The 25080-nt window shown below is 72.7% G+C and carries 28 protein-coding genes and 2 pseudogenes; 20 read left to right on the top strand and 10 right to left on the bottom strand.

Translation table 11 applies throughout. The features are described 5' to 3' along the window. Positions 1-31: 31 nt before the first annotated feature. The 5 genes from ACWGB8_RS08645 to ACWGB8_RS08625 all read left to right on the top strand — a co-directional run bounded on the left by ACWGB8_RS08645 (position 32) and on the right by ACWGB8_RS08625 (position 1791). A complete protein-coding gene (locus ACWGB8_RS08645) occupies positions 32-229 on the top strand; it encodes a hypothetical protein (protein ID WP_452211574.1) in 198 nt (65 codons plus the stop codon). Next, complete coding sequence (locus ACWGB8_RS08640; RefSeq protein WP_452211572.1) at positions 229-495, top strand: hypothetical protein; 267 nt, start codon at positions 229-231, stop codon at positions 493-495. Before ACWGB8_RS08645 ends, ACWGB8_RS08640 begins: the two co-directional genes overlap by 1 nt. Continuing rightward, the gene (locus tag ACWGB8_RS08635) at positions 452-655 is read left to right on the top strand and encodes a hypothetical protein (RefSeq protein WP_452211570.1); all 204 of its coding nucleotides are present in this window, start codon (positions 452-454) and stop codon (positions 653-655) included. Before ACWGB8_RS08640 ends, ACWGB8_RS08635 begins: the two co-directional genes overlap by 44 nt. A gap of 26 nt (positions 656-681) precedes the next feature. Beyond that, entirely contained in the window at positions 682-1161 is a 480-nt protein-coding gene (locus ACWGB8_RS08630) for an NUDIX domain-containing protein (protein ID WP_452211568.1), read from the top strand. A gap of 153 nt (positions 1162-1314) precedes the next feature. After that, entirely contained in the window at positions 1315-1791 is a 477-nt protein-coding gene (locus tag ACWGB8_RS08625; RefSeq protein WP_452211566.1) for an N-acetyltransferase family protein, read from the top strand. Positions 1792-1867: 76 nt separating this feature from the next. On the opposite strand, the gene ACWGB8_RS08620 is transcribed toward ACWGB8_RS08625, so the two are convergent. Further along, a complete protein-coding gene (locus ACWGB8_RS08620) occupies positions 1868-2785 on the bottom strand; it encodes an MFS transporter (protein ID WP_452211564.1) in 918 nt (305 codons plus the stop codon). Between the two features lie 171 nt (positions 2786-2956). Between ACWGB8_RS08620 and ACWGB8_RS08615 the strand changes: the two genes are divergently transcribed. Next, positions 2957-3352: a hypothetical protein gene (locus ACWGB8_RS08615; protein ID WP_452211562.1), complete on the top strand. Its 396-nt coding sequence runs from the start codon at positions 2957-2959 to the stop codon at positions 3350-3352. 129 nt (positions 3353-3481) lie between these two features. Here ACWGB8_RS08615 and ACWGB8_RS08610 read toward each other — a convergent pair whose 3' ends face one another. From ACWGB8_RS08610 to ACWGB8_RS08600, 3 genes are all read right to left on the bottom strand, one after another. After that, the gene (locus ACWGB8_RS08610; protein WP_452211560.1) at positions 3482-3808 is read right to left on the bottom strand and encodes a hypothetical protein; all 327 of its coding nucleotides are present in this window, start codon (positions 3806-3808) and stop codon (positions 3482-3484) included. Positions 3809-3987: 179 nt separating this feature from the next. After that, positions 3988-4767, bottom strand: a complete 780-nt coding sequence (locus tag ACWGB8_RS08605; protein ID WP_452211558.1) for a HEAT repeat domain-containing protein — start codon at positions 4765-4767, stop codon at positions 3988-3990. A gap of 170 nt (positions 4768-4937) precedes the next feature. Continuing rightward, positions 4938-5465 carry a GNAT family N-acetyltransferase gene (locus tag ACWGB8_RS08600; protein WP_452211556.1) on the bottom strand — a complete coding sequence of 176 codons (528 nt, stop codon included), beginning with the start codon at positions 5463-5465 and terminating at the stop codon, positions 4938-4940. Between the two features lie 130 nt (positions 5466-5595). Between ACWGB8_RS08600 and ACWGB8_RS08595 the strand changes: the two genes are divergently transcribed. Continuing rightward, the gene (locus tag ACWGB8_RS08595; RefSeq protein WP_452211554.1) at positions 5596-5835 is read left to right on the top strand and encodes a hypothetical protein; all 240 of its coding nucleotides are present in this window, start codon (positions 5596-5598) and stop codon (positions 5833-5835) included. Between the two features lie 106 nt (positions 5836-5941). On the opposite strand, the gene ACWGB8_RS08590 is transcribed toward ACWGB8_RS08595, so the two are convergent. The 3 genes from ACWGB8_RS08590 to ACWGB8_RS08580 form a co-directional block, all read right to left on the bottom strand. After that, positions 5942-6376, bottom strand: coding sequence for a GNAT family N-acetyltransferase (locus tag ACWGB8_RS08590; protein WP_452211552.1), 435 nt, complete (start codon positions 6374-6376; stop codon positions 5942-5944). Positions 6377-6571: 195 nt separating this feature from the next. Beyond that, the gene (locus ACWGB8_RS08585) at positions 6572-7393 is read right to left on the bottom strand and encodes a lipase family protein (RefSeq protein ID WP_452211551.1); all 822 of its coding nucleotides are present in this window, start codon (positions 7391-7393) and stop codon (positions 6572-6574) included. Between the two features lie 292 nt (positions 7394-7685). Continuing rightward, positions 7686-8024 carry a hypothetical protein gene (locus tag ACWGB8_RS08580; RefSeq protein WP_452211549.1) on the bottom strand — a complete coding sequence of 113 codons (339 nt, stop codon included), beginning with the start codon at positions 8022-8024 and terminating at the stop codon, positions 7686-7688. Between the two features lie 462 nt (positions 8025-8486). Between ACWGB8_RS08580 and ACWGB8_RS08575 the strand changes: the two genes are divergently transcribed. Beyond that, complete coding sequence (locus ACWGB8_RS08575; RefSeq protein ID WP_452211548.1) at positions 8487-8831, top strand: LysM peptidoglycan-binding domain-containing protein; 345 nt, start codon at positions 8487-8489, stop codon at positions 8829-8831. Positions 8832-8919: 88 nt separating this feature from the next. Here ACWGB8_RS08575 and ACWGB8_RS08570 read toward each other — a convergent pair whose 3' ends face one another. Continuing rightward, positions 8920-9198 carry a peptidoglycan-binding domain-containing protein gene (locus ACWGB8_RS08570; RefSeq protein ID WP_452211546.1) on the bottom strand — a complete coding sequence of 93 codons (279 nt, stop codon included), beginning with the start codon at positions 9196-9198 and terminating at the stop codon, positions 8920-8922. Between the two features lie 226 nt (positions 9199-9424). Here ACWGB8_RS08570 and ACWGB8_RS08565 point away from each other — a divergent pair, with 226 nt between their 5' ends. The 4 genes and pseudogenes from ACWGB8_RS08565 to ACWGB8_RS08550 all read left to right on the top strand — a co-directional run bounded on the left by ACWGB8_RS08565 (position 9425) and on the right by ACWGB8_RS08550 (position 15916). After that, positions 9425-10543 (top strand): hypothetical protein, encoded by a 1119-nt coding sequence (locus ACWGB8_RS08565; RefSeq protein ID WP_452211545.1) that lies wholly within the window; start codon positions 9425-9427, stop codon positions 10541-10543. 180 nt (positions 10544-10723) lie between these two features. Then, positions 10724-10993 (top strand): annotated as a pseudogene (locus ACWGB8_RS08560) (response regulator transcription factor); the annotation flags it as partial. Between the two features lie 275 nt (positions 10994-11268). After that, complete coding sequence (locus ACWGB8_RS08555; protein ID WP_452211543.1) at positions 11269-14004, top strand: cation-translocating P-type ATPase; 2736 nt, start codon at positions 11269-11271, stop codon at positions 14002-14004. A 181-nt stretch (positions 14005-14185) separates the two neighbouring features. Continuing rightward, entirely contained in the window at positions 14186-15916 is a 1731-nt protein-coding gene (locus ACWGB8_RS08550; protein ID WP_452211542.1) for a SulP family inorganic anion transporter, read from the top strand. 25 nt (positions 15917-15941) lie between these two features. Here ACWGB8_RS08550 and ACWGB8_RS08545 read toward each other — a convergent pair. Beyond that, positions 15942-16355, bottom strand: a pseudogene (locus ACWGB8_RS08545) (SDR family oxidoreductase); the annotation flags it as partial. Between the two features lie 512 nt (positions 16356-16867). On the opposite strand from ACWGB8_RS08545, the gene ACWGB8_RS08540 reads away from it, so the two are divergent. From ACWGB8_RS08540 to ACWGB8_RS08515, 6 genes are all read left to right on the top strand, one after another. Then, positions 16868-17728, top strand: coding sequence for a leishmanolysin-related zinc metalloendopeptidase (locus tag ACWGB8_RS08540; protein ID WP_452211540.1), 861 nt, complete (start codon positions 16868-16870; stop codon positions 17726-17728). Positions 17729-17740: 12 nt separating this feature from the next. After that, positions 17741-18133: a hypothetical protein gene (locus ACWGB8_RS08535; protein WP_452211539.1), complete on the top strand. Its 393-nt coding sequence runs from the start codon at positions 17741-17743 to the stop codon at positions 18131-18133. Positions 18134-18263: 130 nt separating this feature from the next. Continuing rightward, entirely contained in the window at positions 18264-18605 is a 342-nt protein-coding gene (locus ACWGB8_RS08530; RefSeq protein ID WP_452211537.1) for a DUF5713 family protein, read from the top strand. A gap of 141 nt (positions 18606-18746) precedes the next feature. Then, positions 18747-19592 (top strand): helix-turn-helix transcriptional regulator, encoded by an 846-nt coding sequence (locus ACWGB8_RS08525; RefSeq protein ID WP_452211536.1) that lies wholly within the window; start codon positions 18747-18749, stop codon positions 19590-19592. 97 nt (positions 19593-19689) lie between these two features. After that, on the top strand, positions 19690-19815 hold the full coding sequence (locus ACWGB8_RS08520; protein WP_452211534.1) for a hypothetical protein: 126 nt from the start codon (positions 19690-19692) through the stop codon (positions 19813-19815). A 172-nt stretch (positions 19816-19987) separates the two neighbouring features. Further along, complete coding sequence (locus ACWGB8_RS08515; protein WP_452211532.1) at positions 19988-21283, top strand: MFS transporter; 1296 nt, start codon at positions 19988-19990, stop codon at positions 21281-21283. Between the two features lie 97 nt (positions 21284-21380). Here ACWGB8_RS08515 and ACWGB8_RS08510 read toward each other — a convergent pair whose 3' ends face one another. Further along, entirely contained in the window at positions 21381-22664 is a 1284-nt protein-coding gene (locus tag ACWGB8_RS08510) for an amidohydrolase family protein (RefSeq protein WP_452211530.1), read from the bottom strand. Positions 22665-23134: 470 nt separating this feature from the next. Here ACWGB8_RS08510 and ACWGB8_RS08505 point away from each other — a divergent pair, with 470 nt between their 5' ends. Together ACWGB8_RS08505 and ACWGB8_RS08500 are read left to right on the top strand one after the other, a co-directional pair. Continuing rightward, positions 23135-24490 (top strand): type III PLP-dependent enzyme, encoded by a 1356-nt coding sequence (locus ACWGB8_RS08505; RefSeq protein ID WP_452211528.1) that lies wholly within the window; start codon positions 23135-23137, stop codon positions 24488-24490. Further along, the gene (locus ACWGB8_RS08500; RefSeq protein ID WP_452211526.1) at positions 24487-25038 is read left to right on the top strand and encodes a GNAT family N-acetyltransferase; all 552 of its coding nucleotides are present in this window, start codon (positions 24487-24489) and stop codon (positions 25036-25038) included. The genes ACWGB8_RS08505 and ACWGB8_RS08500 overlap by 4 nt, the downstream gene beginning before the upstream one ends. The last annotated feature ends 42 nt before the right edge of the window (positions 25039-25080 follow it).

Genomic DNA, 25080 nt, shown 5'->3' with positions numbered 1-25080 from the left:
GGTTCCCATGAACCATGCCCAGGAGCACCCCATGGCTCCGCCACCCACCACCTCCTACGGCTACGGCGTGCGCTTCGATCCCGGCGCCGGGGTCTACCGGGTCCGCAACGAGCTGACCGGTGAGTGGAAGCGTGAGCCCGACGGCTCGCTCGCGGGGTGGACGTCCTTCCTCCGCGCGGACAGTGCCTGGCGCTCGTTCCAGCCCCGCGCGGGGGAGGTCGACCGCTGATGGCCTCCGTCCTCGCCCGCCTCACCGCGCCGCAGCGCCGGGCCGCCGCCGATGCGCTCGACGACCTGCTCGCCGTCCTCGCGCTCGCCGGGATCACCCTCCCGTCGGCCGGGATCGACTGGCGGGCCGGCCGCCTCACCGGCGCCTTCCTCATCGAACTCGGCGCTGCCAGGCCGGAGATCGTCCTGCGCATCGTCGACCTGCTGCGAAAGGGTCTCCTCCATGAACGACAGGAGAAGGAAGCGTCGGCGGCCCACCGGCCGTGAACTCCTCGGCCTCGCCCTCGTCACCCTTCTCGCGGCCGGCGTCGCCACGTTCGCCGCCGGCCTCGTCGACCACAGCAGGCCCGGCGAACGCCCCCTCGTCTGGTGGATGTTCTTCGCCACCGCCTTCATCGCCGGCACCAGCCGGCTCGACCGCCACTGAACCCCGCACTCCCACGAGAGAACCCCGTGCGCGACACCTGCCTCCTCGAACTCCCGCCGCCCCGCCGCCTCTACGGGCTCGTCCTGCTGCGCAACGGCCGCGGACAGCTCCTCCTGCTCAACCCCGCCTACCTGGACGGCATGATCCTGCCCGGCGGCCCGGCCCACGCCGACGAACCGCCGCACCTCGCCGCCGCCCGGAGCCTGCACGCCCAGACCGGCCTGCACCGGCGCCCGGCCACCCTCCTCGCCGTCGACTACTCCCCGGCCGACCGCTACCGCGAACGCCTCAGCCTGGTCTTCGACGGCGGGATCGCAACCGACGCCGAGATCGGCCGGATGACCCTCGCCCCGCCCAGCAAATCCGGTCTCCTCGGCGCCCACTTCGTCGACCCGGCCGGACTGGACCGGGCGGTGAGCCCCGCCCAGGCCGCCCGCATCCGCGAGGGCCTGGCCCGAGCGGCCGCTCCGCTGCCGCTCCTCCTGCACGGCCAGCGCGCGGCCTGACCCCGCGCACCGCTGGCATCGGACGCCGACCGGCCGGCCGGCGTACGCCGCGACGGCGGCCGGCCGGGCCGTGCAGGCCGCCCGGCTCCAAGAGCCGTGGCCTGCACGGAAATCGGGTTGCCTCACCGCGCGGCACGGGTGAGGCTCGCCCTCATGACGACAGATCTCATCGTCCGCCCGGCCCGGCCCGCCGATGCACGGACCTTGGCCGAACTGCGTTGGACGTGCAAGCAGGAGGACCACGACGGACAACCACCGTCCTCTGCCCGGTCGCTGGCCGACGCCGAGCAGTGGATACGCACCCGGCTGAGCGATGGCCCCTGGTCGGCCTGGGTCGCGGAGACCGAGGGCGGGATCTGCGGACACGTCTTCCTCTGCCTGGTGGAGAGGATGCCGGAGCCCTACGCCGACAACAACCCGCTCGGGTACGTCACCAACTTCTTCGTCCTGCCGTCCCAACGCAACAGGGGCGTCGGCTCGGCGCTCCTGGAGGCGCTGAAACAGCACGCGCGCAGCGTCGGCCTCGAAGGTCTGATCGTCTGGCCGTCGGAGCGCAGCACCCCGCTCTACCGGCGCTCCGGCTTCCGGCCTCCGGAGGAGCTGTTGGAGCTTCCGCTCGACACTGCATGAGGTCACGGCCGGTCCGACGCGCGCGCCCGGTCGTCCGCCGACTGCTGCCCTCGTGCCGACGCCTTCCGCACGTGGGTCACGGCCGCTGCGCGGGCGACAGCGTGCGCCAGGACAGCAGGGCGGCCGTGGCGGAGGCCGCGCCGGCCAGGGTGATGACCAGTCCCGGGCCGGCGACTTCGCCCAGCGCGCCCCCGGCTGCGGCGGCCAGGCCCTGGAGCGTCATTGTTCCGGACTGCAGCAGGCCGAACGCCTGGCCGCGCTGTGTCTCGGGCACTGCGTCGAGGAACCTGCGGGCCAGTCCGAGCTGGTAGGCGACGCCGACGCCGGACACCGTCATCAGGACGACGGCGTACCCCGGCTCCGGGCGCAGCGCGAACCCCAGCAGCGGCAGTCCGAGGGCCAGCCCGAGCGGGCCGGCCAGTCGCTCGCGGCCGACGGGCGGCACCAGGCGGCCGACGATCAGGTTGCCGGCGAACATCCCGGCGGCGACCGCGGCGAACAGCAGTCCGGCCGCGTCGGGTGCGCCGATGTGTGCGGCGTACGGGACCAGCACGCCCTCCGCGCCGACCATCAGTGCCGGTGCCAGCCATTGGGCCAGCAGCAGTGCCCGGACGGCGGGTCGGCGCGGTAACGCGCGGTTCACCTGCCAGGTCTCGCCGATGCCTGCCGAACCGTCGGTGCGGCGGCAAGGGTGGTCGGCCAGGCGCAGGCGCAGCAGGGCGGCCGAGGCCAGGCAGGTCGCGGCGGTGAGCCAGAGTGCGCCCGACGCGCCGACCGCGGCGATCAGCACCCCGCCGGCCGCGAATCCGAGCACCTGCGTGCCGCCCGCGGCCATGGAGAACACGGCGCGGCCGAGCACGTAGCGGTCGCCGTCCAGCAGGTCGGGCAGCAGGGCGGTGCGCGAGGCGGAGGCGACGGCGCCGGGCAGGCCGGTGACGAACACGAGCGCCAGCAGGGCCGGGACCGGCAGCAGCCCGGCAGCTGACCACGCCACCGGGCGGACGGACTACCCGGCCCCGCGGCCGGGTAGTGGACAGCTCGCCGCGGCGGGGTCGCAGCCGGGCAGAATGGGGACCCGGCAACCATCCCGGGCCCGCAGCGGCCGTCCGACCGGCGTGGCCGGGGCGTCCGGGGTGTCCGGCGGACCGATGTGAGGGGCAAGCCCGTGATCCGACTCCCCGAAGGCTCCTGGTGGGACTGGGAGATCGTCTCCTGGGAGCCCGGTCGGCTGTGCCTGGGTGCGGGGTACGACCTCGCTTACCACCACGGCCTCGAACTGATACTCACCGAGCCGCACTTCGTCGCCTGCCCGGCGTCGTTCCAGGACCCGGTGTTCCGCGAGCCGACCCGGGACGAACTGCGTCTCGTGCTGCGCCAGACCGGCGAGACACCCGCCGTGCTGATCGCCTTCGAGGCGGATGCCGGGGGGCCGGGGCCCGCGTCCGGCCTGATCGCGGCCGAGCGCCTCGCCGTGCACCTCGGCACCGTCTACCGGTACTGGCGCAGCCCCTTGGCGCCCGGTGAACGCCTCGCCCCCTGGGTTGTGCCCCCGGCCCCCTGACTCCCACCTCGTCGGACCGGTCGGCCCGCCGGGGTGGGTGCGGTGGCCCCGCCGACGGGTGTCCGAACGGGACGCAGCCGGGAGAGGCGTCGGACCCCGTCAGCGGGACGACGTGTCACACCAGGGCGGTCAGGAGAAGACGACCGAGCGGAGCTTGAGCCGGTCGCCGAGCTTCTTCCCGGGGGCCATCACATAGAAGGTGTCGCCGTTGCAGTCGGATTCCAGGAAGACCGTCGCGGTCGAGGTGGTGAAGTTCGCGGGGGCGAAGCCCGGGTGCGTTTCGGTGGTGAAGGGCAGGTTGATGCAGGTGCCGCTGTCGGGGTCCGCGAGTCCGGTCGGGACACCCGGGCCGACCTTGTAGAGGAAGTCGCCGGTGGCGGCGTGGGCGGAGGTGGGGAGGGTGAGGACGAGTGCGAGGGCACTGGCGGCGGCGAGCACGCTGGTGCGGAGGCGCATGACGGGGGGACCTCTCGGGGCAAGGGGTTTCGGCACCGCGGGACTTGGCGGTGCGGGATCACCCTAGGGAGAACCGTTGGTGGAGGAACGATTCTCCGCTGCGTCCGGACGGGTGATTCGGCCCGGATTCCCGCCGGGCCCGCACCGGGGGCCGTCATCCGCGCACCGGGCGGTGGCCGCTACGGCTCGCGGACCGCCTCCACCGCCTCACGGACGTCCGCGTGCGGGTCGGCGGCGAGGCCGTCCAGGAGCTGCGCGACGCCGGGAGTGGACCAGCGGGCGATGGCCCACACCAGGTCCTCCCGCACGCCCGGGTCCGGATGGGCGGCGAGACGGGCGAGTTCGGGGACCGGGCCCCGACGGCGCATGCCGAACCAGTGCAGTGCGTCGCGCAGGACGGCCGGGTCGCCGGGGTCGCCGGCTGCCGCGATCCTGGCGAGGAGGACCGGCACGGGCGGCGGCGGGCCGTCGAGCGGGTGCGCCAGCCGTTCGGCCAGGCGCCGCGAACCGTAGCCGCCGCGCACCCGGCACCCGTAGCAGGTGCAGGGACGGACGCCGTGGATGCCCGGGCGGTACCGCCAGCCGACGACCTGGGGAGCGGCGCGGATCCGGTGCACCTCGCCCGGCCGGATACTGCGGGGGACGATCACCTCCCAGCCCTGCGGGTCGTCCAGCGCGGCGATCCGCCGGACCGCCTCCGCCGCGGACACGGCGGACCGCTCGCCCCCGTAGTGGCCGACCGTCACTTCTTCGTCGTCGTCCAGCCGTACGTGGACGGCGACGAGGCCGCCCCGGGTGCCGAAGCGGGCCAGTTCGCGCAGCCACTGGTGGGTGAGCGTGTAGGACGGGAGTACCGGGAAGCAGTAGACGCCGCGTCGGTTGTGTTTGGGCGCCCGGATCCCGGACCGCCGGATGCGCGGCGCGTTGGCCGTCGAGGTCAGGTGTACGAACATCGCCATGGCCCGCCATGGTAGGGCGTCGACCCCGTGTCGTGGCGAGCGAATTCTTGGGGCCGAACGTACGGCGCCGGACAGCCTCGGGGGTTGATGCGTCCGAGGCGGCGGGCCATCCCGACCCGCGCTGCCCGACCGGTTACCCGGGTGGTTTCAAGTGCAGCGGCCTGTTCGCCCTATCGGGCGAGGGGTTGGTTGCTCGCCGTCCGATGACGGACCAACACGCGGGTGGTGCTGCCGTCGTCCTCAGTGAGGTCGTGGACGTGCTCGAACCCGATCCTGTCCAACAGGGACAGCGAGGCCTTGTTCGGTGCAGCTACGGTGGCGTAGACCTTCGTCAGTCCGAGGGTGTCGAAGCCATGAGCGACGATCGCCTCTGCCACCTCGGTCCCCAGGCCGAACCCCCATGCCGCCGGGGCCAGAGCGTAGATGATCTCGTGGCCCTGGGCGACGTCGGTCGGCTTGATCTCGGCATGCCCGACCAGGAGTCCGTCCCGGCGGACAGCCCAGACGTCGAACAGTTCCCGGGCGTAGACCTTCGTGAAGATCCGCCCGAACAGGGCCCGGTCTGCTGCTTCGGAAGCAGGACCGTCGCCCATCCACTGCGACACCCTGGTGTCCTGGAACAGGGCGACGAAGTCCTCTTCGTCCTCGGGAATGTACGGCTCCAGCAGCAGCCGCTCGGTGCGCAGAGTTGGGGTCACAGACGCCGACGCTACCCACGGGGCATCCAGGTCGGCAAACCACTTTCACCTGTGCCGGAAGCATCTCCCCGTCACCGTGCCGCACATCGCCCGAGTGGCACTAAGGACGGATCGACGGAGAGGCGGAGCGGTGCCTGGAACAGGGGGACGACACACTGTCAGTTCCCTTTGGTATCCGGACTCGAACGCCACGACCACCACCGGGTCGGGCACCACCACGACCACGACCGCCACGGCGGCGACCTCCGGCAGCCTCGCCGAGACCGGCGCCTCCGGCACCACCGGCCGCGCCGCCGCGAGTGCCGCGGCCCTCGCCCTGGGCGCCGGCGCGCTCGTCGTCTCGCGCCGCCGGGCGCAGTCGGAGAACTGACGCGACCCAGACGGCCGTTGGGCCGCCCCGGCAGCACGTACAGGTGACGCCGGGGCGGGCCGACAGAGCCGAGCGCAGGGAGGACGGCGCCCTCGGCTGCGCCGGGTCACTGTGCGCCGAGCGCCATCCACTTGCCGGGGTTCTCCAGCGGGGCGAAGCCGACCTTGGCGTAGACCTCGTGCGCGTCGGCGGTGGCCAGCAGGACGCGCCGCAGGCCGTACGCGGAGAGGTGGTCGCGGACCGCGGCCGCCAGCGCCGTGCCGAGGCCCCGGCCGCGGGCGGCCGGGTCGATGTACACGTCGCACAGCCAGGCGAAGGTGGCCCGGTCGGTCACCACCCGGGCGTAGCCGAGCTGGGTACCGGACACCCGGTCGTAGACGCCGAAGTTGAGCGAGCCGGCGATGGCTTCGTCCTGCTTCTCCCGTGAGCGGCCGAGTGCCCAGTAGGCGTCCTGCGACAGCCAGCGGTGGACCAGCGCGTGGTCGAGCCGCTCGGGGTCCGCGGAGATCTCGTAGTCGGCGGGGATGTTCACGGTCGTCATGGACGCATCCAAGCACTGCCGACGACGCGCCTGCCAGTGATTTCGCCACTTCCGCAGGCGTACGGGGGCTGCTTCCTCCGGGTGCGAACCGCATCGGGATCCCGCCCGCAGCGGGTCACCCCCGACGCAGCCCGCCCGCGGTCCCACCCTCCTCCGGCGGGAGAGGGGACGGAAGGCGGGCCTCGGAGGCCGGCGTCAGGTGAGGTTCTTCTCCAACGCCGTGAGGTAGTTCTTCATGGAGTGGTCGCGGATGCCGTCGCTCGCGGGGGCGAAGGCGTCGGCGGTCAGGCCCCTGGCCCTGTCGGCGAGCACGGCGAGCGGGCCGGCGTTCGGGAGGATCCGGCCCGAGGAGTCGATGTGGCGCAGGGTGTCGACGTGGGTGTAGGCCGGCTCGGGCGGGAGCTGGGGCACGATGTCGTTGTTGTTGACGAACCGGTACATCCGGTTCTTGAAGCCCTTGTTGCAGGCGGCGGCCAGCATGCGGTCGCAGGTCCGGGGCTGGCCGAAGGTGACGACCCCGTCGGCCTGCAGCCGAGGGTCGTCCAGGTACAGGCGGGCGGCGGCGAGCATCGCCAGGGCGCCACCGAGGCTGTGGCCGGTGAACCAGACGCTCTGCCCGTTCGAACGCAGCTCGGAGACCGTGTCCTTCACGGCGGGGAACACCGACTCCAGTGCCTCGGCGAACCCGTGGTGCACGTACCCGGTCCGGGCGGGGCCCGGCCACGGCGGGGTGGTGCCGTCGGAGAGCCAGTCGCGGATCTGCGCGGGCTCCGTGCCGCGGAACGCCGTGACGATCATGTGCTCGCTCGCCATGGTGTACGCCTGGGTGTCCTGCAGCGGGAACGGCGGCGTGAAGCGCGTCCGGTGGTGCCGTACGGTGGCGAACCCCCAGGACCGCGCGCGCTGTTCGACCGCGGCCTCGTCCTGGTAGGCCAGGTTCGCGGCGGAGGCGAGTGCGTAGGCGTGGGGGAGGCTGAAGTCCTTGGTGCGGTGGTCGAAGGACGCGGCTGCGGCCATGTGAGGGTCCCTGCCTCTCGGTAGCGGGTGGGCGTCCGAGGTCCGCCCACGCTGCCGAGGAGCGCTGCGGACGCGCCTTTCCTCAAGCGGCCGGATCCCCGGCGACGAGCACACACCGTACTCGAACCATCGGCGCTACCGCGGGCGCGACCCGCCCGCCTCCGGCGCCCGACCACGAAGCGCGACAGCGCCCCGGGGTGTAGCCGACTCCACCCCGCCGTGGAGCCGGCTCCAGTGTCGGCAGGCGCGCGGGGCGGCATCGTCGATGCCATGCGAATGACACCCGTCGACCTCAAGGCCATGTCCCCTGTACCTCGCCGTCGCGTTCCCGGTGGCCGGCGTACTCGGCGCGCTCCAGCCCGCCACCCGGATACCCGCCGAGATGATCCAACTCACCCGTTTCGGGGCCGCGTTGGGCGTGGCCGCAGCCGCCCTGCCGTGGCCAGGGCGGGTACGCGCCCTGCTGGCCGGCGCCCGGTCCGGCGAGGCCCGCTCCGGCGGTACCCGCGGCCGGGGAGCGGCCCTGCTGCTCGCCGACAGCGCGGACGTGACCCGCCCCGCCGCGCCGCTCGCCGTTGCGCAACTGGTCGGCGCCTGCGGCGAGGATGCGGCTGGCGGCGCTCCTGCCCACGCTGCGATCATCCCGTGCTCGGCACCGGAGGGACCGCCTGCACCGACCTGGCGCTGCGCCGCCGGTGCCGATCCTGCGCCGTCCTGGCCGGGCCCCGGTGGCCGCATTCCCGGCCGGGCCTGGCACGGCGGCGGCCGGACCGGTGTCGATCGGCCCGGCCGCTGGGCTGCCCGAGGCGGTCACAGCTGTGGCGGTCGGCGGAGTGGTCGCCGTAGGGGCCGGGCGGGTGGCTGCTCTCCGCTCAACTGTGGCTGGACATGGCGCAGCACCGGCGACCGGGGCGCGGTCCGGACACCACCATCCGCCTGCGGCAGGGTGCGGGCCGGCGGCCCGTTCGGTTCTGCTCGGGCTGTTCCGGAAGGCTTGATCAGTGGCATCCGCAGGGGGCTGCCCGAACTGCTCAGGGGCGGGCCTGCCGTTCTCCCCGAGCGGGCCGGATCTGTTCGGCCTACGCTCGGATATATGACAACAAACACCGCGAACATCACGTTCTACACCGTCCGGTCCGGCGACACGCTCACAGCAATTGCCAGGATGTTCGACACGACGGTCGATCAGCTCGTCGCATGGAACAACATTCCGAACCCCGACCTCATCAACGTCGGCCAGCGGCTCATCGTCGCACGGACGAATTCTTCCCACGACACCCATTACATTGTCAAGTCGGGTGACACGCTCACAGCCATTGCGCACATGTTCGGCACGACGGTCGATCAGCTCGTCGCGTGGAACAACATTCCGAACCCCGACCTCATCAACGTCGGCCAGCGGCTTATCGTCGCCAAATCGGTGCCAATGGCCGCCTGAGCCCAAGGAGCGAATGACGGTTGGACCGCAACCGTCATTCGCTCCTTGGATGCGCTCCCCGGTGTGGGCAGCGGGCGGCGGGGGACGCTCAGCAGGCGAAGCCCGACGAGTTGGCCCAGAAGGTCAGGAATGACCAGGTCTGGGAGCCAATGACGCCATCGACCGTGATGTTGGCGCACTTCTGGAACCGTCTCGTCGCCGCGTCGGTCACGGGACCAAATTCGCCATCCAGGGAAAGTCCTTCGCCGGTCAGCGAGAAATTGAGGAAGCACTGCGCCTGCTTGACCGCGACCCCCGACGAGCCCTGCTTCAGTGTCGGCCGGGCATCGGTGAAGTTGCAGCGCTGGGTCACCGCGTCGTCTGTCATCTTCGGAATTCCTTCATGGTTGTACCCGAACGGGTGGGTCGGCTTGGTGGGGCGTTCCCATGGAAACACAGGTCCCGATGCCCTGCAGTCCGACGAAGGCGTTGGGGATGATTCCTCGCGACACCCCTACGACTGCGGAATCGGCCATGTGTGGGCGAATCCCGGCCGGTAGCCCCTCCGGCGCCGGATGACGAGAAAGCGGTCATTTGTACACAAACGGAGTATCATGCCTGAACGCGAGGAATCCCCGTCTCCCGCAGACCCCACGGAATCCGAGTCACCCTCGGAGCCCGACGCGTCGTCGACGGGCCCTCAGACCGCCCGGTTCTTCGGTGCGGCCCGCCGAACGTCCGCGTGGCGCGAGCGCACGGTCGCACGGGCGCGCTACCTGGCCGTGCAGCTGGACCGTGAACGGCTCCGCCAACCGCAGGACCACGATCGCAAGGCCCTCATCACGGGGGCGGAAGCGCTCCTGACAGAGGCTCTGGCAGGAGCACGCGAGCGGCATCTCGCCCCTCCCGGGTCCGGGGCGTCGCTGGAGCGGGCGTCCGCGAATCTTCGGGCCGCGGAGTTGATCCTGCTGGAGCTCGTCGCCGACGAGGAGCTGGGCAGCTGGATCGCGGAGGTGCAGGCGTGCGCCGAATCCAGCCTCAGGAAGGCCGACCCGCAGCGCATCGCGCTGGCTGCGGCGATCAAGAAGCACAACGAGCACGGAGACGCGATCCCTGATCGCAGGCTGCTCATCCGAACGCTCAGCTCCGCGTACACCGAGCTGGACAAGGAGTACACCCGGGTCCGCAGTCTGCGGAACATCCTCATCGCGGCCACAGCCGTGGTGCTCCTCGGCGCGGCCGGGCTCGCCCTCTTCGGCTGGTTCGCGCCGCGAACGCTGAATCTCTGCTTCGCGCCGAAGGACACCACCGCCACCATCGTCTGCCCTTCGATCCAGCGCGATGCCAGCCAGACGGTGACCGTGGAGACACTGGCCAACCGGAAGGACGTCCTGCTGGTCGAGGTGGCGGGGGCGGCCGGAGCCGCTCTGACGGTCGTCGCCTCACTGCACCGCATCCAGGGCACCAGCTCCCCCTACATGCTCCCGCTGGCGGCCGCACTGCTGAAGGTGCCCACCGGCGCCCTCTCCGCCTTCGTCGGCGTGCTGCTCATCCGCGGCGAGTTCATTCCGGGGCTCAGCAACCTGGACAGCAGTGGGCAGGTCCTGGCGTGGGGCGTAGTTTTCGGCGCTTCGCAGCATCTGGTGACGCGGTTCGTCGACACGCGCGCCCAGGAGACGCTCACGAACACGGGAAAGCCGGCGGCCGGCACAGGCCCCGACAAGAAGGAGTGACGACGCGCTACCGTCCTCGACGGCGTGGCCGGGTCGGTCTGGATCGCCCGGTTGGGAGAAAGCCGTGGAATCAGCACGGGTTACGGCGGCGGCGCCGACATGTTTCCCCCAGCCGGACGTCCCGGCCCCTCAGCCGGTGCACGACCCGGTGTCATGAGTGGTGGAGCAGACGCCCGACCCGGCGGGACCGTCATGGCCCCCCGGGTGATCGCCCGGCTGCTGTCCCGCGGCGAGGCCCACGGAGCCGTCGGCGACCTGACACCCCGGGAACGCGACGTCCTCGAAGTGATGGCCGAAGGACGCTCCAACGCCGCCATCGCCGCCGGCCTCCACATCAGCGAGAGCGCCGTCACCGAGCACATCGCGAGCATCTTCACCAAACTGCGCATCGCACCGTCGGCCGACGGAAACCGCCGGGTGCTGGCCGTCCTGGCGTACCTCAAGTGCTGAACCCGGCCCGGACCGCCCAGGAGCCCCGGCCACGTCGCACGGCGGCCGCGCCTCGGGCAACCCCCGATCGCCGGAACCGGACGTGCCGTCCGGGCGACCGCGGGTCAGGATGGTGCAGATCTCCCTCGTTCGGTCCGCCCGGTGGGCAGGGCCGGTGCGGGACGGAGGCGTCTGCGCGCTGCCGCTCCTCGGCCGGCCAGGGCCCGGGCGTCCGTGCGGCGCAGCGCCCGACCGGCGGAGTCGTGCGGAGGAGCGTCCCGATCGGAGGAGCGGGGATGACGGAACAGGACGACCCGGGAGCCGCCGAGCGCCCGTGGTACGCGTGCACCCCGCAGGAGGTCGCGGCCCGGCTGCGGGTGGACCCGGCGACCGGGCTGACCGCGGCCCGGGCGGCCGAGCTCCTGGCGGCGAACGGGCCGAACGTCCTGCCCGAGGAGAAGCCGCGCCCGGGCCTGCTGCGGTTCCTCGACCAGTTCCGCGCCTACATGCAGATCATCCTGGTGGTGTCGGCCGTGGTGTCGCTCGCGGTCAAGGAGTGGACCACCGCCGTCCTCCTGCTCGTCCTGACCCTGTTCAACGCGGTCGTGGGCCTGCGCCAGGAGGGCAAGGCCGAGAGCGCGATGAACGCGCTGAAGTCGATGATGAAGGCGACGGCGCGGGTGCGGCGGGACGGCACGGAGGCGGAGGTCCCGGGCCGGCAGCTGGTCGTCGGCGACGTCGTGCTCGTCTCGGCCGGCGACGAGGTGCCGGCGGACGGGCGGATCGTCGAAGCCAGCGCACTGCAGATCGACGAGTCGGCGCTCACCGGCGAGAGCGTCCCGGCCGCCAAGCACGCGGGCACCCTGACCGGCGAAGCGCTCAGCCCGGGCGACCGGTCGAACATGGCGTTCATGAACACCCCGGTGACGCACGGCAGCGGGCTCCTGGTGGTCACCGCCACGGGCGCCGACACCGAACTCGGCAGGATCTCCGGGATGCTGTCGGCCACCGAGAAGGAGCAGTCGCCGCTCACCCGGGAGCTCAACACCCTGACCCTGTGGATCGCGCTCGCCGCCGGTCTGACCATGGTGGTGATGTTCGCGCTCGGCCGCAGCCGCGACCAGGCCTGGGACGCCCTGTTCGTCAGCGCGGTCTCGCTCGCGATCGCGGCCATCCCCGAGGCCCTGCCCACCGTCAGCCAGGTGATCCTCTCGGTCGGCAGCCTCAACCTCGCCAAACGCAACGCGATCGTCAAGGAACTGCCGTCCGTCGAGACCCTCGGGTTCACCTCGGCCATCAACTCCGACAAGACCGGCACCCTGACCATGAACCAGATGACCGTCGTCGAGGTGCTCACCCCCACCGACCGCTACACCGTCTCCGGCACCGGCTACCGCCTCGACGGCCGGATCCACCACGCCGCCGGCTCCTCCCCGGACATCGAGGACGCCGTCCTGCCCTACCTGGTCGCCAACGACGCGAAGCTGGTCGACGGCGAAGTCGTCGGCGACCCGACCGAGGCCGCGCTCCTCGTCCTCGGCCACAAGGCCGGGCTGGACACCGACGCCACCCGCGAGCGCTTGCCCCGGCTCGCCACCCTCCCCTTCGACCCCGACTACAAGCTGATGGCGACCTTCAACGAGGCCAAGGACGCGGACGGGCGGGCCGTCGTGCGGTGCTTCGTCAAGGGCGCCGCACCCGCCGTGACGGCCCGCGCCACCACCGCCCTCGCCGCCGACGGCGCCGTCGTGCCCTGGGACGCGGACCTCGCCGCCCGGGCCGGGGCCCAGACCGAGCGGATGGGCGGCGAAGGACTCCGGGTGATGGCCGCCGCCGTCCGCGACCTCGACCCGGCGGACTTCGCACCCGACGGCGACCTGCTGGCGCTCGTCACCGACCTGCGGATGACCAGCCTGGTCGCCATGGTCGACCCGCCCCGCGAGGAATCCCGGGCCGCGGTCGCCGACGCACAGGCCGCCCACATCCGGGTCCGCATGGTCACCGGCGACGACGTCACCACCGGGGCGGCCATCGCCCGGCAGCTCGGCATCGGCGGCGAGGCCGTCCTCGGCGCCGACTTCGCCGCCCTGCCGGAGGCCGAACGACTCGCCCGGATCGACGCCATCGGCGTGGTCGGCCGGGTCGCACCGGAGCACAAGGTGCTGCTCGCCGACACGCTGAAGAAGAAGGGCGACGTCGTCGCGATGACCGGCGACGGCGTCAACGACGCACCGGCCATCAAGGCCGCCGACATCGGCATCGCCATGGGCAGCGGCACCGACGTCGCGAAGAACGCCAGCCGGATGGTCCTCGCCGACGACAACTTCTCCACCATCGTCCACGCCGTGCAGGAGGGCCGGAAGCTCTACGACAACCTCGCCAAGTACATCCGCTTCGTCCTGGTCCTGCTGGTGACGTTCGTCCTGACCTTCCTCGGGGCCGCACTGCTGAACATCGCCGCGGGCGAGCCCTTCACCCCCGCGCAGGTCCTCTGGGTGCACTTCGTCGTCAACGCCCCGTTCGGCTTCGCCCTGGGCTTCGACCGGGAGAGCCCCGGACTGATGCGGCGCACCCCGCGACCCCGCGGCGAGACGGTGCTGACCAGGTCCGTCGTGATCACCGTCGGGCTCGCCGGAACAGCCGTGACGGTCGCGCTGCTCGCCCTGATCGAGCTGGGGGAGGAGCACTACAAGAGCGCCGCCGTCGGCAACTCGATGGCGTTCACCGCCTTCGCCCTGTGCCTGATCGTGGCGGCCTACGAGTGCCGGAGCGAGCGTGAGACGGTGCTGACCACCGCCACCTTCGACAGCAAGCAGATGAACCGGGCCGCCCTCGCCGAGTTCGCCCTCGCGGTGCTGGTCACCCAGATGGACGCCTTCAACCGCATGCTCGGCACCACCGACCTCGACGCCGGGCAGTTCGGCTGGGCCCTGCTCGCGGCCGTCGCGCTCCTGCTGCTGTGGGAGCTGGGCAAGCTCCTGGCCCGCCGGACCCCGGACGCCCGCGTCGGAACGGCCGTGCCCGGGGCCTGACCACCCGTGCGTCCCGCCCGCCCTGACCGCCGGTGCGTCCCGCCCGCCCTGACGCACCGGAGCCCCGTCCGGGCCTGACCGAACCACCCGGTCCGGGCGCGCCCGACCACTGAGCGGCCCGGTCGGACCGCCACGGGGCACGGTAGGCGGCATCATGAGGCTCCCCGACGGAAGGAGAACCATGTCGGCCGGCCCTTCCGAGGACGGATGGCGCCGCCTGGTACCGGCCCTGCCCGGCCTCGCGGTGCTCCGCGGCTACCGGCGCGACTGGCTGCGCGGCGACCTGCTGGCCGGAGCCACGGTCGCGGCCTACCTCGTACCCCAGGTCATGGCGTACGCGAGCGTGGCGGGCCTGCCGCCCGTCACCGGGCTGTGGGCCATCCTGCCCGCGATCGTGCTGTACGCGCTCGTCGGCTCGTCCCGCCTGCTGTCGGTCGGGCCCGAGTCGACCACGGCGCTGATGACCGCGACCGTGATCGGTCCGCTGGCCGGAGGCGACCCCGGCCGCTACGCCGTGCTGGCCGCGAGCCTCGCCACGGTGGTCGGCCTGCTCTGTGTCATGGCGTGGCTGGCCAGGCTCGGCTTCGTCGCCGACCTGCTCTCGCGGCCGGTGCTGATCGGCTACCTCACCGGCGTGGCCATGATCATGATCGTGGACCAGCTGTCCAAACTCACCGGCATCGACGTCCGCGGCGAAGGCTTCTTCCCGCAACTCGCGTCCTTCCTGTCGAACCTCACCGAAGCCAGCCTGCCGACCGTCGGCTTCAGCGCCGCCACCCTCCTCTTCCTGCTCCTGACCGCCCACTACCTCCCGCGCCTGCCCGGCCCGCTACTGGCCGTCGTCCTCGGCACCGCGATCTCGGCGGCCTTCTCGCTCGCCGACCACGGCATCGCCGTGATCGGCGACATCCCGGCCGGACTGCCCCGTCCCGAACTCCCCGACCTCGGCGAATTCCAGCGGCTGGTCCTGCCCGCGGTCGGCATCCTGCTGGTCGGCTACACCGACTTCATCCTCACCGCCCGCGCCTTCGACACGTCCGACGGCGGCGGGCGACTGGACGCCAACCAGGAACTCCTCGGCCTCGGCGCCGTCAACCTCGGCGCCGGCTTCTTCCAGGGCTTCCCCGTGAGCAGCAGCGCCAGCCGCACCGCCCTCGCCGAGTCCGCCGGCGGACGCAGCCAGGCGTACGCACTCACGGCAGGCGTCGGCGTGATCGCCGTCCTGCTGTTCCTCAGCCCGCTGCTGCACGACACCCCCGACGCCGTCCTGGGCGCCCTGGTCGTGTACGCCGCGCTCCGGATGGTCGACCTCGCCGGATTCCGCCGGCTCGCCACCTTCCGCAACCGCGAACTCCTCCTGGCGATCGGCTGCGTGGCCGGCGTGCTGACCCTGGACATCCTCTACGGCGTGCTCGTCGCCGTCGGCCTGTCGGTCGTCGAACTGCTCAGCCGGGTCGCCCGTCCGCACGACGCCGTCCTCGGCCTGGTCCCCGGCGTGGCAGGGATGCACGACGTCGACGACTACCCCGACGCACGGACCGTCCCCGGCCTGCTCGTCTACCGCTACGACTCGCCGCTGTTCTTCGCCAACGCAGAGAACCTCCGCAACCGGGCCCTTGCCGCGCTCGCCGAACAACCCGAGCCGGTACGGTGGTTCGTCCTCAACGCCGAGGCCAACGTCGAGGTCGACATCACCGCCCTCGACGTGCTCGACGCGCTGCGCCTCGAACTCGCCGACCGCGGCATCGTGTTCGCCCTCGCCCGGGTCAAACAGGACCTGCGCGACGACCTCGACGCGTACGGCCTGAGCGCATCCCTCGGCCCCGACCGGATCTTCCCCACCCTGCCCACCGCGGTGGCCGCCTACCACGCCTGGGTGCAGGGCGGGGGAGGCGGCGCACCGCCCGCGTGAGGTCCGACGGTGCGGCTCCGACGGGCTATCGGTTGCTCGCCGTGGGGCGGACGACCAGCTCGTTCACGTCGACCTCGGGCGGCTGCGCGAGCGCGTACGCGATGGCGTCGGCGATCGCGGAGGCGGGCAGGGCGACCGACCGGTAGGCCTTCATCGCCTCGCGGGCCGCCGGGTCCGCGATCGAGTCGGCGAGTTCCGACTCGGTCACGCCCGGCGAGACGAGCGTGACCCGGATGCTGCCCCGCGACTCCTGCCGCAGCCCCTCCGAGACGGCACGGACCGCGAACTTGGTCGCGCAGTACACGGCCGCCGTGGGGGAGACCTCGTACGCGCCGACCGAGGCGACGTTCACGATGTGCCCGTGGCCCTGGGCGCGCAGTACCGGCAGCGCCGCGGCGATCCCGTACAGGACACCGCGCAGGTTCACGTCGATCGTGCGGGCCCGCCGTTGTCGACCGGGCCAGCCTGGCGGGGCCGGGCGGACGCAACCAGGACGGGCTGTGCCGGGGTGCGGCGCACCCAGGCTGGGCGCCAGCCGGACGACCAGTCAGGCAGGGTCGGCGGCTCACGGATCCACCGTCACCACCTGTTCCGGAGAGGCGACTCCGTGCAGTTCGGCGGGCGTAGACGCCCCGGGACCGCTACCACCCGCATCCGCCGCGCCACTCAGCGAACAGGGTGCCGACGGAGGGTTCCCGAACGGCCGGACCGAGAGACAATCGAAGAAAGGCGAAGGAACGGAGCGCCGCCCACCTGTGCGCGCCCCCGGCCGACAGCGTCGGCCCGTCCCTCCGGCCTATCCAGCCGTCCATCGCGTCGGCCGGCCGTCCCTCCCGACCCGACATCCCCAGGGACCCCCCGGCGCCGGGCGCAGCAGTCCGTGCGCGCCCGAACACCCTCAGCACCCCCACCAAGCACCCGACAGCACGTCCCACGAAGGGGTGGGAACCCATGAGCGACAACGAAATCCACGTCGCGCGCGCCGACCACCAGGCCGCCGAACGCATTGCCGAAACCGTCTCCCCCTACACCATCGAAGTCGAGTTCCTCGGCGGACTGACCAGCACCCAGCGGAACGCGTTCAAGCAGGCCGCCGACCGGTGGGTCCGCGTCATCGTCGGTGACCTACCCGACGTCATCATCGGCGACCGCATCGTCGACGACCTGCTCATCCTGGCCGAAGGCAAGACCATCGACGGCCCCGGACGCATCCTCGGCCAGGCCGGGCCCACCCACCTGCGCCCCGGCCCCGGACCCGCGAAGCTCCTCCCGGCCGCCGGTGTGATGTCCTTCGATCAGGACGACCTCGCCTCCATGGAGAGCAACGGCACGCTCGTCGACGTCATCACCCACGAGATGGGCCACGTCATCGGCGTCGGCACCATCTGGAAGTCCAAGGGCCTCCTGCGCGGGGCGGGAACCGACAACCCGACCTTCGTCGGCCCGAACGCCGAGGCCGAGTACGCCGCCCTGGTGGGCGACCCCTCGCCCCGGCGGGTCCCCGTCGAGAACACCGGCGGACCCGGCACCCGCGACAGCCACTGGCGCGAAACCGTCTTCGCCAACGAACTCATGACCGGCTTCGTGGACCGCACCCTCAACCCCCTCAGCCGCCTGACCGCCGCCAGCCTCAAGGACATGGGGTACCAGGTCGACGTCGACGCGGCCGAGCCGTACGTCCTGCCCAACCACCTGCAACTCGCCGAACGGGGCCTGCTGCTGACCCACACCGCCCCCATCGACGTCGGCATCATGCTCCCGACGATCCCCGACCTCCTGCCCGCCGAGAGCCTCCACCTCCAGGCCGTCTGAAACGACAGCACCATGGCGGACAACGACCCACCACAACCGGAGGAGGGCAAGCCCTACCGCGTCCGGCGGCCCGAGACATCGTTCCTCGACAGCCGGTCCGTCGTCCCCCGGGACAACGTCGTACGCCCCCCGCCGAACCGGTTCACCCACACCGTGACCGCCGACCAGCCCTACTGGTACGACAGCAGCACCCCCGGGGGCCCGCCCGACGGCATCGTCCCCGCCGGTACCGCGGTGGTGCTCCTCGTCCGGACGGGCGACCGCTGCCGCATCGTCACCCCGGCCGGCCTCTACGTCGCCGTCGCCTGCACCCACCTGCGCCCGCTCCCGGACGCGGATGTGGATGTGGACGTGGACGTGGACGCGGAGCCGGACGTCGGCGGAGCTGACGGCGGCGGTACCTGAAGACCGGCACCGTGGGCGCTGCCCGCCCACGGTGCCGCGGGCCTGCCTGTGCTCCTGTCACCCGTGCTCCTGTCAGTGGTGTGGTGCACGATCGGTGCATCGGATCTTCGGACGGAGATGGGGAGGCGTCATGCCGATCACCAATCAGCAGGCAGCAGGGCACGCATATCTTCGGCAGCTGTACGCGGACACGTACTACCCCGACCACGTCCTCGACAAGGGCAAGGCCATCCTGCTGCGCCTGTGCGAGCGGATCGAGGCCGAGCAGCCGTCGGACCTGGCCGCCCTGTACGTGCTCACCCAGGCCGCGACCGAGGAGTTCAACCTGTTGGAGGCGGAGTTCGAGGAGGCCGGGAGCGAGATCGAGACGGTCGCGCGGGAGGAGATCGCCGAGGACTTCTGGTTCGTCGCGACGGCCTACGGGTTCACGGACGCGGACGCCGAGACGCTGATCGCCACCCGGGACTGGTGAGCCGCCGTCGGCCGGCCCGCGGCACCGAGGCTGTGCGCGCCGGCACCGCCTAACATCGATCACCTGTGCGGTGGTGCGTCAGAGGCAAGTTCCCGCCCTCCTCCGGCTGAGAGGCTGCGCCGTCGACTTTAAGGTGAGCGGATGACCGGTAACGACCTCGGCGACTTCCTGCGCGCCCACCGCGCCCGCTTGCAACCCGGCGACGTCGGCCTCGCCTCCTACGGGACCCGCCGGGTCGCCGGCCTGCGGCGCGAGGAGGTCGCCGTACTGGCCGGCATGAACGGCGACTACTACGCCCGCCTCGAACAGGGCCGCGAACGCGGACCCTCCCCCCAGGTCCTGGACGCGATCGGCACCGCCCTCCGCCTCGAGCCCGAGGCACGCGCGCACCTGCACCGGCTCGCCGGCGCCGAGCTGCCCACCGGCCCCGCGACGCAGCCCGCGGAACACGTGGGAGACGAACTCCGGCAACTGCTGGACGACTTCGCCACCGCCCCGGCGTTCGTCCTCAACCCGGCGCTGGACGTCCTCGCGGCGAACCCGATGGCCGAGGCCCTCTTCTCCCCGTTCGCCACCGTCGACAACCTCGCCCGGATGACCTTCCTCGACCCCGTGGCCCGCCGCTTCCACACGCCGTGGGAGCGGGCCGCCGAAGCGGTCGTCGGCGAACTGCGCCGGGCCACCGGTACGGCGCCGCACTACCCGCGCCTCCAGGCCGTGCTGCGCCGGCTGACCGAGGAGAGCGGGGAGTTCGCCGCACTCTGGTCCTCGCACACCGTCCACGGCAAGAGCCACGGGACGAAGGGACTCGTCCACCCCGACGTGGGGCCGCTGTCGCTGACGTTCCGGACCTTCGACGTCCGCGGCGAGCCCGGTCAGCACCTGGTCGTCTACCAGGCCCCACCCGGCAGCCCCACCGCCGAGGCCCTCACCCTCCTCGGCACCCTCCACGCCGCCCACCACCGCGAGTCCCCGGCCGATCACTAGACCGCGCCCGGCGGCGGCTGCGCTCCGCCCCTCACCTGGAGGGGCGGGGAGCTGACGTGCGACGGCTCGGTCGGCCTTCGCCGGCCAGGGCCGGGCGATGGTCGTCGGCCTCGGCCAGTGGTCGGACGGGCGGGTGGCCGACTACCAGAAGCTGGTCGACCGTCTCCAGCCGCTGCTCACGGGCGTGTCCAAGGGCGTCGGCGCGTACGAGACCGGACGCTGATCCCGGCAGCGCTCCCCGAGGCGCCCCCGACGCGCCGTTCGCGCTGGGGGCGCACGCCTCGGTTCGCCCGCCAACTGCCGGAAGTCCCACACCGCCGGTGGGCGCCCGATCGGTGCCGGCGGGATCAGGCGATTCGGGTACCCACCGCCCGCTGCGGACGTACAGTCCTGACGTGACGCACCCCCTCATGCTCCGAGACTTCCGCCTGCTCTTCATCGGCAGGACCCTCTCCACCCTCGGCGACGCCGTCGTCCCGGCCGCGCTCGCCATCGCCGTGACGAGAGCGACCGGATCCGCCGGGGCACTCGCCCTGGTACTCGGCTGCGCGATGGTGCCCAGACTGCTGCTGCTCCCGCTCGGCGGCGTCGCCGGAGACCGCTTCAACCCCCGGACCGTGGCGCTCACCACCGACCTCGTCCGGGCCGCCGCCCAGCTCCTGGTCGGCCTCGAACTGTTCGGAAGCCAGCCCCGGTTGTCCCACCTCGCGGCCGCCTCGGCCGTCGGCGGCATCGCCTCCGCCTTCGCCATGCCGACGGCCAGCCCGCTCGTCGCCGCCACCGTCGACGGCTCGCAGCGGCTGCGCGGCAACGCCCTGATCGCCTCCGCCGGCAACGCCGCCCGACTCGGCGGCCCCGCCCTGGCCGGCCTCCTGGTCTACACCGCGGGCGCCGGCTGGGCGTTCCTGCTGGACGGCGCCACCTTCCTGCTCAGCGCCGCCCTGCTGGGCCGGCTCACCGTACGGCACACCCCCGGCGAGCGCCGTCCGCTGCGCGCCGACCTGGTGGAGGGCTGGAGCGAACTGCGGGCCCGCGACTGGTACTGGTCCAGCCTGATCGGCCACGGCGTCTGGAACGGCGCCGCCGCCGTGCTGCTCACCCTCGGCCCGCTGATCGCCACCCGGCAGCTCGGCGGGGACGGCGTCTGGATCGCGATGACCGAGGCCGCCGCCTGCGGGGTCCTGGCGGGCTCCCTGCTCGCCGGACGCCTGCGGCCGCGCCGGCCCGTGCTGGTCGCCAACCTCGGCCTGGCCCTGTACGCCCTCCCGCTGGCCGCCCTCGCCGTGGCCGCGCCGGCCCCGGTCACGGTGACCGCGTACGCGCTGGCCATGGCGGGCCTCGGCTACCTCAGCCCGGTGTGGCAGACGGTGGTCCAGCGGGAGTTCCCGGCGCACGTCCTGGCCCGGGTGACCTCCTACGACTGGCTGCTGTCCCTCGCCGCCGCGCCGCTCGGCTACGTGCTCGCGCCCGTCGCCGCCGCGGCGTGGGGCACCACCGCCCCGCTGCTCGTCACCGCGGCCCTCGTGGCGCTCGCCTGCGCCGGCACCGCGGCCTTCCCGGGTGTGCGCCGGGTCGGCCGCATCGGCGCGGAACCCGCAGCCCGGCTGAAGGACCGAGGGAGGGACGGGGCGAAGGACCGGCACCCGGCGCCCCTCGTCCAACCCGCCCCGACCGCGGCGGACGGCGGCTGAGGAACGCCGTCGCCCAGGGGTTGCCGACGACCGGACACGCCCGTGAACGAGTGGCGGTGCCCCGCCCGAGCCGCGGGCCGTCCGAGGCCGGTTCGGGTCAGCCGAGTGCGTTCTTGTGGACGATGCCGTCCTTGACGATCAGCCGCAGGTTGCGTTGCGGGTCGGCGAGGACGGACAGGTCGGTGGTCGGGTCGCCGTCGACGACCAGGAGGTCGGCCCATGCTCCCGGCGCGATGACGCCGAGAGGCGCGGCGCGGTAGGGGTCTCGGCGGCCGGACAGGCGGAACAGTTCGGCGTTGCCGGAGGTGGCCGTCCTCAGGGCCTCGACCGGGCTGAGGTAGGCGGCGAGCCGGACGAGCATCTCGTTCTGCCGGTGGGCCTTTCCGGGGTCGAGGACCAGGTCGGTGCCGAAGGCCAGCCGCACGCCGTGCTTCACCGCCCAGCCGATGGTGCGGGCGACGCCTTCGCACACCTCGCGGTTCTTGCGGTCGCTGTCCGCGGACGCGTAGTGGTGGTCGTCGACCGCGAACGGCTGGGTGCTCAGCCACACGCCCTGCTCCGCGAGGTAGCGGACGGTGTCCTCGTCGACGAGGTGCCCGTGCTCGATGCAGCGCACCCCGGCCTGCACCGCGCGGCGTACGCCGTCGGAGGTGTAGACGTGCACGGTCACGTAGGTGCCCCAGTCGGAGGCCGCGGCGACGGCGGCCTCCAGTTCGGCCGTGGTGAACTGCAGCACGTCCAGCGGGTCGAACTCGGAGATGACGCCGCCGCCCGCCATCAGCTTGATCTGGGTGGCGCCCTTCTTCAGCTGCTCGCGCACTGCGGCGAGCACCCGTTCCGGCCCGTCGGCGACCCGGGTGAACCCGATCTGCTCGGCCCGGGAGGGTGGCCCGCCCAGGGCGGTCGGGGCGTCGTGGACCGTTCCGAAGTCGCCGTGGCCGGCGGTCTGGGAGATGGCCGCCTGGCTCGGGTAGATCCGGGGGCCCGGGAACAGCCCGCGGTCCAGCACGCGCCGAAGCGGTTCGGTGTCGCCGGCCAGGTCCCGCACGGTGGTGAAGCCGCGCATCAGCATGTCGCGGGCCGCGGCCAGCGCCTGGTAGTGGACGGTGCCGGTCGGGGCGAGCTGGAGATCCGCCAGGGTGCCGCCGATCGCGAACAGGTGGACGTGCGCGTCGGTGAGCCCCGGGATGAGGGTGCGTCCGCCGCCGTCGAGCACCGTCGCGCCTCCGGGGAGACCGCGGGGGAAGGGGCGGCCCAGTACCACCTCCGCGATCCTGTCCCGTTCGACCCGGACGTGGCCCGGCACCGATTCCCCGCCGATCCCGTCGAAGACGCGTACGTTCGTCACCAGCAGCCCGGCACCCGGGTCGTCGACACCCATGCCGCCATCTTCGGCCGGTCACGGAGCCGGGACCAGAGCGACAGACCGGTACACCGGTCCGGTGGTGTCGGGCCGTCAGCCGACCGGCCCAGCCTCGCGGGTGTCGCCGCGCGTGAGCCGACCATCCGGCAGTTCCTCGGCAGCGTCAGGTGAGATCTGATCGTCAAGGTCGTGGGGGACCACACCGGCGCCGTTCGGGTGGTTCTGTACACGAGCGATGGCCCGGGACGGGGCGCGGAGAGGTGGGGTCCGGCGCGGAGCACGCCGAGCAGGGATCGCGATCGTCGGCCTTCGCGCCGGTCGGGCGGTCCGGGGCGGGCAGCAGGTGCGGGCCCCGGAAGTCCGTAGAGTGCGGCGGGAGAGGGAGTCCAGGTCAGGCGTCACGAGCGACCTGCGGACTCCCTCGTTTCCTTTCCTGCGTGTCAGCAGGCCATTGGCATGAATCATCCAGTCGGACCGAAAGTTCACACGTGAGGCCTCAGACCACCGACATGCGCCATACCGCCGACCCGCGCCGGACGGCCGACCACGGCAGCACCGGCCACCGCGCCCCGACCGCGCCGGCCGGCGTGCACGCATCCACCGCGATCCTCCCCGCCCAGCACGACCACCCTGCCCGGCACGACCTCCCCGCCCGGCACGACCGCCCTGCCCTGCGCGCGGCGCTCGCCGATGCCGTCGAGGACGCCATCATCTACGACCTCGACGGCATCGGCCGCCAGTACGCCGCGCTCTGTGCCGAACTGCCCGATGTCGCCGTACGGTTCGCGATGAAAGCCTGCCCGGTGGACGAGGTGCTCGGCCACCTCGCCGGGCTCGGCTCCGGCTTCGACGCGGCCGGCCCCCAGGAGATCGCCCAGGCGCTGCGCACCGGTGTGGCACCCGAACTGATCCACTACGGCAACACCGTCAAGTCCGACCGCAACATCGCCGAGGCCTACCGGATGGGCGTGCGGGACTTCGCCACCGACTGCTTGGAGGACGTCGCGGCGATCGCCGAACACGCCCCCGGCTCACGGGTGTTCTGCCGCCTGGCGACCACCGGCGAGGGCGCGCTCTGGGGCCTGGGCCGCAAGTTCGGCTGCTCGCGCGAGGACGCCGTGCGGGTGCTCGGTGCCGCCAGGACCGCCGGGCTGGTGCCCTCCGGACTGTCGGTGCACGTGGGCTCCCAGCAGATGACCGCCGAGGCCTGGGCCGCGGCGATCGACTCGCTGGCCGCCGTCCTGGAGACGCTCGGCCGGCGCGGCATCACCCCGGAGCGGATCAACCTCGGCGGCGGGCTGCCCGCGCTCGGCGTCCTCGACCGGCGGGGGCGGCCCCTCGAACCGCCGCTGGACAAGATGTTCGCGGTGATCCGCGAGGGCATGGAGCGGCTGCGCGCCGTCAACGGCGGCCCGCTGGAGTTCCTGGTGGAGCCCGGCCGCCACCTGGTCGCCGACCACGGCGCGATCCGCGCGCACGTCGCCCGCCTCACCTCCCGCCGCCGCCTCGACGGCACCCGCGAGGATTGGCTGTACCTGAGCTGCGGCAAGTTCAACGGCCTGTACGAGATGGACCAGTTGCAGTACCGGATGGAGTTCCCGACCCACCCCGGCGGGCAGCTCGTCGACGCCGTGGTGGCCGGCCCGACCTGCGACAGCGACGACGCGTACGGGCAGGAGGACGGCCTGGTACGGGTCCCGCGCGCGATCTCCTCCGGCGACCCGGTGTGGGTGCACTCCTGCGGCGCGTACGCCGCCGCCTACGCCACCCAGGGGTTCAACGGCTTCGCGCCGCTGCCGTACACCTGTGTCGGCGGTCCGGTTCGGGACGGAGGAGACGCGTGAGCGACACCCACATCCGGCTGCTCCGGGAAGAGGACTGGGACGAGGTGGTCGCGCTGGAGGAACGCGCCTACGCGGCCAGCGGCCTGTCCGAGGGGCGGGAGGCATTGCGCTCCCGGCACCGCGCCTCGCCCTCGACCTGCTTCGTGCTGGAGCACGCGGACGGCTTCGGCGGCTACCTGCTCGCCCTGCCGTACCCGTTGTTCCGCTGCCCGGACCTGAGCCTGGCCGAGAAGGGCATGGTGCGGGGGAGCAACCTGCACGCCCACGACCTGGTGATCGCCGAGGAGTTGCGCGGTCGGGGCCTCGCTCCGCGGATGATGCGTCACCTGGACGACACCGCGCGGGCGGCCGGCTACCGGACGGTCTCGCTGGTCGCCGTCCTCGGCGCACAGGCCGTGTGGGCCCCCCTGGGCTACCGCGCCCGGCCCGAGGTCGGGCTTCCCGCGAGCTATGGCGCCGAGGCGGTCTACATGGCGAAGCCGCTGGAACCCGGTGCCACCGATCCGACGCAGAACTGCCCTGCCCCTTCCGGGGCCGCAGCCTGCTGAGTTCCGTGCGGCTCCCCGGCGGCGGGTCGATCGGAGACCCGC

It is taken from the genome of Kitasatospora sp. NPDC054939, assembly GCF_053610105.1.
The sequence above is the reverse complement of the archived record's forward strand: the minus strand, read 5'-3'. Positions and strand labels throughout refer to the sequence as shown.